This is a genomic window from Gilvirhabdus luticola (genome assembly GCF_040117515.1).
GTDB classification, from domain to species: Bacteria; Bacteroidota; Bacteroidia; order Flavobacteriales; family Flavobacteriaceae; genus Gilvirhabdus; species Gilvirhabdus luticola.
Genome location: NZ_JBEEEN010000002.1, coordinates 282,371 through 294,727, shown reverse-complemented (window position 1 = coordinate 294,727; position 12,357 = coordinate 282,371). Strand labels below are relative to the sequence as shown.

Below are 12,357 nucleotides of genomic sequence, written 5' to 3'. Positions count from 1 at the left end.
TTGTCATTATCGTAATTTGTTTACATAGTTTTAACAAAATTATAAACTTGATTTCCGATGAGACAAATTTTCCTAAAAATTCTAACTCTGTGTTTCTTTACTTATGCCAGTGGGCAGAATATTGATATAAGTGGAACAATAACAGATGCAGAAAGTGGTTTCCCAGTTCCTGGCGCAAACATTTTGGTTAAGAATACAACAAAAGGAACTGTATCAGATTTTGATGGTAATTTTACCATATCTGATGTAGAACCTGGTTCAACTCTATCTTTTAGTTATGTTGGATATCTTACCTATGAAGTCGTGGTAAATGATAATTCAAGCTTAAATATTCAGTTAGAACCGGATATTGCAACACTTGATGAGGTTGTTGTAATTGGTTATGGTACTCAAACTAAAAAAGAAATTACAGGAGCCGTATCTGTTGTAGGTTCGGAAACAATTGAAGCCTTAAAACCGACTCGTATTGAACAGGCTCTGCAAGGGCAGGTTGCTGGTGTTAATGTTACAACAAACTCTGGTACTCCAGGAGGTGGCTCAACAATTAGTATTAGAGGTGTGTCAACCAATGGTGATAGTAGACCACTAATATTGGTTGATGGTAATGTTGTTGAAGATCTTAGTGTTGTTAACCCAAACGATATTGAAAGCATGAATATCCTTAAGGATGCAACGGCTGGTATTTATGGAGTAAGAGCAGCAAATGGAGTAATTTTAATTACAACTAAAACGGGGCGTAAAAATATGCCACTAACACTTGAGTATAATGGCTATATAGGTTTTCAACAAACAACAAGAGAAATACCTTTATTAAATGCAACGGAATATGGTATTATAGTTAATGAAGGTTATGCCGCTGGAGGTAGCCTTCCTCCTTTTGATGATTTATCGGTTTTAGGTGAAGGAACTGATTGGCAGGATGAAGTGTTTCAAACCGCACCGATAACAGAACATAGCATTACGCTTAAGGGTGGAAGAGAAAAATCATCTTATTTATATAGCAGTTCTTTTTTAACTCAAGATGGTATTGTTGGTGGGAATAAATCGAATTTTACACGTTACACAAATACTGCTAACTATAATTTAGATTTTTTAGATAATTTTAAATTTAAATCGGGACTTACATTAACAAGAACAAATAAAAGAGGACTTCCAGAAAATGCTTTAGGGTCTGTACTTTTTAATGCTCTAAATATGGCACCTAATATTCCCGTAAGAGATGAAAATGGTGAATATTCTTTAGCAGATGGACTTGGTGGTGAGGTCATTAACCCAATAGCACAAATGGCAAATACGTACAATAGAACTAAAGTCATGAAGCTTAATGGTTTCGGTGGACTATCGTATAACTTTCTAGATCATTTTACTGCAGAAGCAAATATACAGTTCAACTATGCCGAAGTAACAACCTTTTCATTTGATCCAATAGATTTTTATGGAATTGGAAAAGTATTTAATACGGTTACAAATGGAGCTTTTGAAGGTTTTGACATATATAGAGATTACACATTCGATGGTTTTATCAAATATGAAAATACATTCAAAGATGCCCACAAAGTTAATGTGCTTTTAGGAACTTCTGTTTTCAAAACTACTGGTGTTCTATCTGGAATAACCGCAAACAATATCCGTGATAATGATGTTGCAAATGCTCAAGAGGCTCTTATAAATGATCCAGAAGATATTTATCAAGAACGTGGAAGTAATCCAAAATTCGATGGTAGATTATTGTCATATTTCGCAAGATTACAATATGATTACAAAGGTAAGTATTTGCTGTCTGCTGTGATTCGTAGAGATGGTTCCACAAGATTTGGCCCTGGTAACAAATTTGGATATTTTCCATCAGGATCTATTGGATGGGTAGCATCAGATGAAAACTTTATGAGTGATAGTAATTTCTTCGATTTATTAAAAGTGAGAGCATCTTATGGAATTTTAGGTAATGACAGAATTGGTGATTACAGATTTGTATCACTGCTAAATGGAGAAGGCACTTATTTTTTCGGAGGAAATGATGAAGAAGACCAAATTTTTGGAATTGCTAGCGGACCAATTGCAAATCCTCAAATTAAATGGGAGAAACAAAAAACTTTGGATATTGGATTGGACATGCGAATCTTAAACAATAAAGTGGATATCACTACAGATTATTTTAAAAGAAGAACAGAAGATTTATTAGTGTCACCTCAAATCTCTGGATTACTTGGGACTGGAGCACCTCCATTTGTAAATGCTGGAGTAGTTGAAAATACTGGATTTGAGTTTGCAATTGGCTATTCAGATAACTTCAGTGATGACTTTAGTTTTAGTGTTAAGTATAATGTTACTGCAATAAAAAATGAAGTAGTTTCTGTAAGTGGAGAAGGCGAATACCTTGAAGGTGGTGGATTTGGCATATCTCAACCAGCAATTTCCAGAATGGAAGCTGGTTTCCCGTTAGGATATTTTATTGGTTTTGAAACCGATGGAATTTTTCAATCTCAAGAGGAGATCGATAATGCTGCAGTGGGCGACGTAGCGCCACAACCTGGTGATTTCAGATTTGTGGATCAAGATGGTAATGGAGTTATTGATTTAGATGATCGAATAGATCTTGGAAATCCAATTCCAGATGCTACAATGGGCCTTAATATATCGTTGGATTATAAAAAGTTTGATTTTGCAGCATATGCATTTGCATCTTTAGGTAATGAGATAGTACGAAATTATGAACGTAATCAGCAATTAGTAAATAAACCTAATTGGTATTTAGATCGTTGGACAGGTCCAGGTACAAATAATTCGGCGCCAAGACATACGATTGGTGCAAATGGCAATACTGTTTTTTCTGATTTTTATGTAGAAGACGGTTCTTTTGTCCGTTTACAAAATGTACAATTAGGGTACACGTTTTCCAATGACTCGGAAGATGATCCTTTATTCGATAAGTTTAGAATATATGTTTCCGCAAGTAATTTAGTCACTTTAACTAAATACAGAGGCTATGATCCATCAGTTGGCAATGGCGCTCCTATTGGAGGCGGAATTGATAATGGTTTTTATCCAAGCGCAAAAACATTTTTATTAGGCGTTAACGTAAAATTTTAATTAAGCATTATGAAAAATTTAAAAATTGTAAATATCCTCGTTGCCTTACTTATGCTACTTTCTTGTAGTGACGATTTTGTATACGTGGATTCTGAAGATCAAAATTCTGAAACCTTCTTTAATACAGAAGAAGATTATCAACTGGCCTTGGTTGCAGCTTATGATTATTTGCAAACTATGTCCAAGTTTTACCAATTTGGAGAAATTGCTTCAGATAATACTTTGTGTGGTGGAGAAAGTGCTACTGATTCGCCATATATTCAACAAATAGATGATATGATTCATACGCCAGTTGGACAAAGTGATGGTGGTTTAAGAACAATGTGGCAATGGATGTACGAAGCGGTAAACCGTTGTAACTATATTATGGAATTTCAAGATAAGACAGATTTTCCTAATAAAACCAATGTGATTGCTCAAACTAGATTTTTAAGAGCATACTATAATTTTGTCTTGGTTAAATGGTGGGGCGATGTACCGATGTTAATTGATGAACGCATTCAATTTGGTGATCAATTTAATATAGATAGAACACCTAAAGCAGAAGTTTATGCTTTAATTGAAGACGATTTAATCTTTGCAGCAGCAAATTTAGATAATTCACAATTAGGAACAGGACGTGTTACTAAAGCTGCCGCTCAAGCTTTGTTGGGGAAAGCATATTTGTATCAAGACAAATTTTCGGAAGCTGCAAACGTTCTGGAAGATTTAATAAATAATGGTCCGCACCGATTATTAACCTCTGTAGAATACCCAAATTTGTTTGAACGCGATTGGGAAAATAATATAGAATCAGTTTTTGAAGTACAGTATTCTGATGTTGATGGAGGAAGCTTTGATTGTTTCCAATGTCTTGAAGGCAATTATTCGGTATATTTTAATGGTCCAAGAGGCTTTGTTGATTCTGCAGGAAAATTTGATGCAGGTTATAGTTTTAATGTACCCACACAAGAAGTCGTTGATGCTTTTGAACCAGGCGATCTTCGTTATGAAACCTCTATACTTGATATCGAACAGTACATAATCGATAATCCAGGTTCAAGTTATGAAGAAGATGCTGGATACGAACAAACAGGATATTTCAACAGAAAATATATAGCACGTCTAGGGGATTTAAATATTGGGGATGCGGCATTAACAAATCCTGATAACTACCGAGCCATTAGATTTGCAGATGTTTTACTTATGGCTGCTGAAGCATTAAATCGTGGAGGTATAAGTGATACTAGAGCATTAACATATTTAAACCAAGTTAGAAGTAGAGCATTGCTTCCTAATGTAAATTTTACAGGGAATAATTTAACGAATGCCATTTATAAAGAACGAAGAGTAGAACTAGTAGGAGAAGGGCACCGTTTCTTTGATTTAGTAAGAACTGGTAGAGCGGCACAAGAAATAGATGGATTTGTAGCAGGTAAACATGAATTATTTCCAATACCAATAGAAGAAATAGAATTGTCTGGTGGTAGATGGTCTCAAAACCCAGGATACTAAAAATAAAAAATACAACTATGAAAACATTTAAATATTTATTAAGCTGTAGTATCGTAATATTGGCTTTTATAAATTGTTCAGACGACGATGCCAATTTCGACTATTTAAAATCCGTTGCGCCACCAACAAACGTCACGGCAGTATTTCAAGTGACTCAAGATAATACAGGAATAGTAACCATTACGCCAAATAGTGATGGAGCAACAAAATATATGGTCTATTTAGGAGATGATACTTCAGAACCAGTTGAGGTGATTCAAGGACGAAATATTATTCATACTTATGCCGAAGGCACATATTCGGTTAAAATTGAGGCTATTGGAATAACTGGACTTATAAGTGAAATAACAAAAGAATTGGTAGTGTCATTTAATGCTCCAGAAAATTTGGATGTGGTGATAGAGAATGACGCTGCAGTTTCTAAACAAGTGAATGTAACTGTAAACGCCGATTTTGCAATTTCTTATGATGTCTATTTCGGTGAATTAGGAAATGATACACCTGTAACAACCAATGTTGGAGAAACTGTTTCTTATGTTTATCAAGACCCAGGAACCTATACAATTAGAATAGTAGTTATGGGAGCAGCCATTGAGACTACAGAATATACAGAGGAGTTTGAAGTGACTGCAATACTGCAACCTTTAGCTTCAGCACCTCAACAGCCTTCTAGAGGAGTTGGAGATGTAATATCATTATACAGTGAAAGATATGATGATTTACCAGGCACAGATTTTTTCCCTGACTGGGGTCAAGGCGGATGTTGTGGAAGTGGTTGGACAACGTTTGATTTAAACGGAGATGAGATGTTGCAATATATCAATTTAAGTTATCAAGGTAATCAATTAAGTGCTCCCGTTGACCTTACAGCAATGGAATATATGCACATTGATCTTTGGACAGCCGATGTATTGTCTAGGGTAGAAATTTCATTGATAAGTGTAAGTAATGGAGAAAAACCAGTTTGGGTAGATTTAACACCTAATGGCTGGACTAGTATTGATATTCCTATTTCTGCTTGGACAGATCAAGGTTTGACAGTTGGTGACATTCATCAATTAAAATATGTTGGAGACCCATTCTCTGGCGGAGGTACCGTCTTTATTGATAATATTTATTTTTATAAAGAACCTTCTGGAGTTATTACCTCTATGGTCGAAGATTTTGAAGGTACACCTCCGACATTTACAGTTTTTGGTAATATTGCTGACACTCAAGTGGTGTCCAATCCAGACGCATCTGGAATTAATACAAGTGGCAACGTTGCACAACTAACAAAAACAGCAGGTTCAGAAGTATGGGCAGGAACATTCTTTGAAACCGCTGCGCCTTTGGATTTGGCGACCTATAATAAGATTAACGTTAAAACGTGGTCTCCTAAAAACGGAGCCATGGTAAAATTAAAACTTGAAAACATTGATGCAAGTATTGTTCACGAACAAGATTTATTTACTACATCCATTAATACCTGGGAGAATTTATTATACGATTTTAGTGGTGCACCAGTGGCAGATTATGTGCGTATTGTTATTTTCTTCGATTTTGGTAATAGCGGTGATGATTCAGTTTACTATTATGATGATATTGAATTGGTAAATAATGATGGTGGACCACCTGCCTCCATATTTCAGGATTTTGAGGGAACACCTCCAACTTTTACGGTATTTGGAAATATAGCAGATACTCAAGTCATTGCAAATCCAGATATTTCCGGAATTAATACAACAGCTAATGTGGCTCAACTTACCAAAACAGCTGGATCAGAAGTATGGGCAGGAACGTTTTTTGAAACCGCTGCACCTCTTGATCTTGTAACATACAGCAAGATAAGCGTAAAAACTTGGTCACCAGTAAATGGAGCTATGGTAAAGTTAAAATTAGAAAACAGTGATGCTAGTATTGTTCACGAACAAGATTTGTTTACGAGTACAACAAATGCATGGGAAGAGTTAACTTATGATTTTAGTGGAGCGCCAGTTGCAGACTACATTAGAGTCGTTATTTTCTTCGATTTTGGTAATGCCGGTGACGACTCAATATATTACTTTGATGAATATACTTTAACAAATTAGCACTGTCATAAAAAAAATTTTAAATACAAAATTTATAAACATGAAAAACTTTAAATATAGTATCGGATTTATGCTTTTAATAGCATTAATATTTACTAATTGTCAAGAAGATGATGTTTCTGTAGGAGATTTAATTGTGCCTTCAAATATACGGGTAGAAGTAGATATTGTTGGAGCTGATGCTGCAAATCCAAATGGTGACGGAAGTGGTACAGTACATTTTACAGCAACTGCAGATAATGCCATATCCTATCAATTTTATTATAATGGTATTACTTCATCAGCACCTGGTGGAAAACAAACCTATGATTTTTCGATTTTAGGTTTAAACAACTATGAAATTACTGTTAGTGCATTTGGAACCGGAGGAATTTCCTCTACCAAAACTATAGAAGTAACGGTTTTGGCTACATATGCTCCTCCAGCAGATTTGGTCGAAATGTTAAATTCTAATAGCTCTAGAACTTGGAGAATAAAAGCAGAAGAAGCTAAACATTTTGGTTTAGGACCAGTTTTAGGCGGAACGCTTAGTGAGTGGTATGGTGCCGGTGCTTTTGATAAAGAGGGTACAGGCATGTATGACGATCGATATATTTTCAATGTAGATGGAACATTTAAACACATAACCAATAATGAGAATGACGGATCTGGAGACGACCCAACTGGTACCGTTTTTGGCCGTGAAGTTCTAATTGAGGAGCTAGGTGGTGCAGGAGGAACACCAGATGGAGCTGATATTCTAAATTATCCTTTGGACGATTATACCGGACAATATACTTTAACCGCTCCAGGAGGCGTAGAAACTATAAGTTTAACTGGACTTGGTTTTATTGGATATTATACAGGAGGTAACCATAAATATAGGATATTTAGCCGATCAGCTGATGAGATGATATTAAGCACCACTGATGGAAATAATGAATTTGAGTGGTGGTTTATTTTGGTTCCTGAATAATGATTTTTTAAGTGTTAAATATAAAAAGGAGCTAAAAAATTGAGCTCCTTTTTTATCGATACACAACTCAAATAATAACGACACAATTGAAAAGTTTATGTTTAAAAAAATAGAACATATTACCCAATTGCTTGTGTTTGGTTTATTTAGTGTAATAATGTTATCCTGCTCTGATGGAGGAGATGATTCTCCCGATATACCTCCAGGACCACAAGAGATTATTCCATCTAATCTCATTTTAAATGTTGAAATTATTGGTGCCGATGCAAATAATCCAAATGGAAATGGTTCTGGACAGGTAAGATGTACTGCGACAGCAACAAACGCAGTAAAGTTTGGGTTTAAATTTGATAATAGTGTTGAAATACAAAGCCAAAGTGGAGATATAGAATACACATTTTCTAATGTAGGATTAAATAGTTATGTTATTTCTGTTTTTGCATACTCAAGTTCTAATAATGTTATTAGCTCATCTAAAATTGTTGCAGTTTTAGTAAATAACCAATCTGGTGCAACTTGGTCTGATGAGTTTAATTATAGTGGTGCACCAAAGCCTTCTAACTGGACTTATGATCTTGGAGATGGTGGCTGGGGTAATAATGAAGTCCAAACTTATACAAGCACAAATAAAAATGTAATAGTAGAAGATGGTGTTTTAAAAATTATTGCACGAGCAGAAGATGGAGAATATACCTCTGCAAGAATAAAATCAGAAAATTTGTATGAATTCAAATATGGAAGGGTCGAAGTTAGGGCAAAATTACCATCTTCGCTAGGTACTTGGCCAGCTATATGGATGCTTGGAGCAAATTTTGATACTGTAGGATGGTCAACATGTGGTGAAATAGATATTATGGAACAAACTGGATGGGATAAAAACACAATTTTAGGAACATGTCACTGGCTTGATAGTGCTAGCTCATCCAATGCAAGTTATGGTCTCAATACTGTTATAAATACTGCCACTACAGAATTTCATATTTATTCAATGGAATGGGATGCTTCAACCATTAAAATATTTGTTGATGATACACAATATTATGCCATAAATATTGCCAATTCAGAAATTCAGAATTCACCATTTCATGATAAATTTTTTATAATTTTAAATGTGGCCATGGGCGGAACTTTAGGTGGTGATATTGACCCTGAATTTACAGAGGATACTATGGAAATAGATTATGTAAGAGTTTATCAATAAGCGTTTAAAATTTATTGTATTGAAAACTCTAATTGCATTTTGAATTATCAGAATTTGCGTTTCAAGCCAATTTAATAATAAAGTAAAATGTGTTAAGACTTCATTTAAATGATACAAAGAAATTTCAAGTACGCTACATACCCAAAAAATACCCATACATTACCACAACAATCCTTTTATTAATTAATGAAAAGCCTTAAGTGAAGTCTAATAAAAGCATACTAAAGTAATTAATTATTTGAGAAATTCATAAAATAACTCGCTTTTTATTGTTATGTATGCTTTTTGTAGTGGTGTATTTTGCCATTTTATCAATATAAAAGGTTAGGTTTAAAGTTGAGGGATCTTTTTGTATGACAATGACAATCTTAAATAAAAATATTATGAGAAATAATTTTTTGAATTTAATTCTATTTCTATTTACAGCTACAGTTTTGGCTCAAGTAAGTAAAGTTTCAGTTGAAGAGGTTAATGGAGGTGTTAAGCTTGTGGTGAACGGTGAAGACTTTATGATAAATGGAATGAACTGGGATTATATACCAATAGGTACCAATACAGTCAATGCCGATTTTTGGAACAAATCCGATGATGTTATTAAAGCCGGGCTCGACACAGAAATGTCTCTTCTAAAAAACATGAATGTAAATGTAATACGCCAATATACGGGAGTACCAGCGAGATGGATTAAGTATATCTATGAAAACTATGGTATTTATACCATGCTTAATCATTCTTTTGGACGTTATGGATTAACTCTTGATGGTGTTTGGACTCCAGTTACTGTTTATTCCGAACCTCGTACGCAGGAATTCCTAATGAATGAAATCGAGCAATTGGTTAAGGATTACAAAAACACACCAGGTCTATTATTGTACTTGTTAGGTAATGAAAATAACTACGGTTTGTTTTGGGCTGGAGCAGAAACTGAAGATTTTCCTGATAGTGAAGAAGAAAAGAAGTTTATCGGAGAAAGCCGAGGAAGACCTATGTATAAATTGATGAATGAGGCTGCAAAAAAAATGAAGGCTTTAGATTCATCACATCCTGTGGCGATTTGTAATGGCGACGTGCTATTCATAGATATTATTGCTGAAGAATGTAAAGACATAGATATATATGGCGTTAATTCTTATCGGGGGCCATCGTTTACAGATATGTTTCAAGTTGTTAAACAGAAACTTAATAAACCAGTAATGTTTACAGAATTTGGAGCTGATGCGTTCAATGCAATTGAAAATAAGGAAGACCAGTTTTCTCAAGCGTATTACATGGTTGAAAACTGGAAGGAAATTTATCAAAATGCTGCTGGTTTAGGTAAAGCTGAAAACTCAATTGGTGGATTTACCTTTCAATTTAGTGATGGTTGGTGGAAATATGGCTTTGATAAGAGAGAAAATGCAGATATTCATGATAATAATGCATCATGGGCAAATGGAGGATATTTAAGAGATTATATGGAAGGAGAGAATAACATGAATGAAGAATGGTTTGGAATCTGTGCTAAAGGTCCAACCAACGAAAGAGGATTATATGAGCTGTATCCTCGCGCAGCGTATTATGCATTAAAGGAAGCTCACCAACTAAATCCATATGATGAAGGAGTTACTTTAGATTTTGTCAATAATTATTTTGACAGAATTCAAATTATGGATGCTGTATTAAAAGCACGAGGAGACAAAGCTTCTTTAATGGCAGAAAGTAATAAAAAACTTCGGTTAAGTAATTTAAGAGCAGAATTTACAACTTTCAATACTGGAGGTAGTTTAATTACTACTCCAGATAGTGAAAATCCAGATACCAATGAGTATCCCAATAAGCTTGGGTTTGATCACATGGAATCCTATTTTGTGGGTGTTGAAGGCAACCCCTCATCTAATATGAGGGCCAACTTAAACTTAAATATTTTGGGGAATGTTGCTGAAAACCCTATTGATGAAATATTTTATGAAAATAGAGCAAGACCAGTGAGTGTTAATACAGAAGATGGTCCAGTCGATATAACTACTGGGAATAGAGTACAAGTCTATAATGCAGAGTTTGAATGGAATGCTAAAGACTTTGATTTAAGAGGTTTTTATCGAACTGGACATTATCATTGGGGATATGAAGGTGATTTTTTTGGTCTTTATCCTGAAGCAAATTATGGTCCAAACCTTGATATATACCAAGGTGTAATATCAGGAATTGAGATAGATGGAAAAAAGGGTCTCGATGGAATAAAAGCTGCTTTTGGACCCCAATTATGGTGGGGAGCTAATCCTGCAGTTTTATTAAAGTATAACAGAAAAATTGGTCATTTCGATGTTTCCGCTATTTTCCATGAAGATGTAGCAGAACAAAGTGAAACAGTAACATCCATTGCAATACCATTACCTAAAACAAGAAGGGCGACAATTTCAGTAGAAAGAGAATTTGGAAACTTCGATGTTCAGTTGGGTGCAATTTGGGGAGGTGAACCATTAAATGGAAGAGAGTTTCAGGTAGCAAAGGGGCAGTCAGGTAATTACATTATTTATACTGATAAAATCAATTCCGAAGATAATTGGGGAGGTAAGGCAAAAATTACATATCAAAATGGAAAATTTAATTGGTATGCCCAAGGAACTGCACAAGGTTTGGTTGCAAATGGTGGATATGATCAAACACAAACATTTACTGGTTGGAAGCTAAAAGATACTGGTAGTGGAAATCAAACTAATTTCTTAACGGGTTTCGCTTTAACATTGGGTAACTTCCAAATAGCTCCTAACTTTTTATGGCAAAAACCCATTGTTGAAGCCATGCCAAATGATGTACAAGCACCAGGTAGATTAAGAAACATTCAAGACGACCCATTTGCGGTGAGGGCCAATAGGGAAACCACTGCTGGAGAAATTCTGTTCACTTTTGACCCTACACCTGGAACATGGTTTTATGAGTGGGATAATGATAGATCGGAAGATGCACCACTATCCCTAAATTTGGGTTTTGTCTATCGTCACCATCCAACAACTATGGATGCAGCTATTGGATTTTTGGATGATCGTACATCGTTTGCGTTTCCAAACGCTGCTCCTGCAGAAGACCTTTGGGAAGTGCATTCTAGAATTGTTTCAAAGGTTCATCCTGATTTAGGAATCATTGCAAATCTTTATGCTGGTAATGGACAAGCAAATGGTAGTGATGAAAGACTCATTACTCGTCTAGGAGGAGATATCAGGTTAATTTATAATAAGATTAAATTGGTTCATTCTTTTAAGATTGACGATTGGGGTCCGTTTGATTATCACAGGGATTTCAACCTAACTTATCCAGTACAATTAATGTTGGATTTATCTACAACGGTTGGAAAACCAGATTGGTTCATTTTACCTGATACAAAAATCGGAATTCGTGGAACTTGGAGATCCCTTGATAAGTATTCAAATCGATATGCTCCAACCGCTGTTCCACCAAATACTTTCCCTCCAGAACCCATATTAAGTCCAGTAGGTTTTGATAAAGGTCAGGAATGGGAAATCAGGACATACATACATATCAATATCGGAAAATAAAAAATAAAGAAA

The 12,357-nt window shown here is 35.0% G+C and carries 6 protein-coding genes; all 6 read left to right on the top strand.

Annotated features, from left to right (window positions below):
• Window positions 1-57: 57 nt before the first annotated feature.
• Window positions 58-3,090, top strand: a complete 3,033-nt coding sequence (locus AAFP94_RS05815) for a SusC/RagA family TonB-linked outer membrane protein (protein ID WP_316661564.1) — start codon at window positions 58-60, stop codon at window positions 3,088-3,090.
• Between the two features lie 9 nt (window positions 3,091-3,099).
• The gene (locus tag AAFP94_RS05810; protein ID WP_316661563.1) at window positions 3,100-4,584 is read left to right on the top strand and encodes a RagB/SusD family nutrient uptake outer membrane protein; all 1,485 of its coding nucleotides are present in this window, start codon (window positions 3,100-3,102) and stop codon (window positions 4,582-4,584) included.
• 17 nt (window positions 4,585-4,601) lie between these two features.
• The gene (locus AAFP94_RS05805; protein WP_316661562.1) at window positions 4,602-6,656 is read left to right on the top strand and encodes a PKD domain-containing protein; all 2,055 of its coding nucleotides are present in this window, start codon (window positions 4,602-4,604) and stop codon (window positions 6,654-6,656) included.
• Window positions 6,657-6,696: 40 nt separating this feature from the next.
• Window positions 6,697-7,611 carry a glucan endo-1,3-beta-D-glucosidase gene (locus AAFP94_RS05800; RefSeq protein ID WP_316661561.1) on the top strand — a complete coding sequence of 305 codons (915 nt, stop codon included), beginning with the start codon at window positions 6,697-6,699 and terminating at the stop codon, window positions 7,609-7,611.
• A gap of 97 nt (window positions 7,612-7,708) precedes the next feature.
• Window positions 7,709-8,812, top strand: coding sequence for a glycoside hydrolase family 16 protein (locus AAFP94_RS05795; protein WP_316661559.1), 1,104 nt, complete (start codon window positions 7,709-7,711; stop codon window positions 8,810-8,812).
• Between the two features lie 383 nt (window positions 8,813-9,195).
• Window positions 9,196-12,345, top strand: coding sequence for a glycoside hydrolase family 2 TIM barrel-domain containing protein (locus AAFP94_RS05790; RefSeq protein ID WP_316661558.1), 3,150 nt, complete (start codon window positions 9,196-9,198; stop codon window positions 12,343-12,345).
• Window positions 12,346-12,357 lie beyond the last annotated feature (12 nt).

Bases quoted from the DNA above. Each gene is read 5' to 3' on its own strand.
- AAFP94_RS05815 (WP_316661564.1), top strand. From the start codon at position 58: ATGAGACAAATTTTCCTAAAAATTCTAACTCTGTGTTTCTTTACTTAT.
- AAFP94_RS05790 (WP_316661558.1), top strand. From the start codon at position 9,196: ATGAGAAATAATTTTTTGAATTTAATTCTATTTCTATTTACAGCTACA.
- AAFP94_RS05810 (WP_316661563.1), top strand. From the start codon at position 3,100: ATGAAAAATTTAAAAATTGTAAATATCCTCGTTGCCTTACTTATGCTA.
- AAFP94_RS05800 (WP_316661561.1), top strand. From the start codon at position 6,697: ATGAAAAACTTTAAATATAGTATCGGATTTATGCTTTTAATAGCATTA.
- AAFP94_RS05805 (WP_316661562.1), top strand. From the start codon at position 4,602: ATGAAAACATTTAAATATTTATTAAGCTGTAGTATCGTAATATTGGCT.
- AAFP94_RS05795 (WP_316661559.1), top strand. From the start codon at position 7,709: ATGTTTAAAAAAATAGAACATATTACCCAATTGCTTGTGTTTGGTTTA.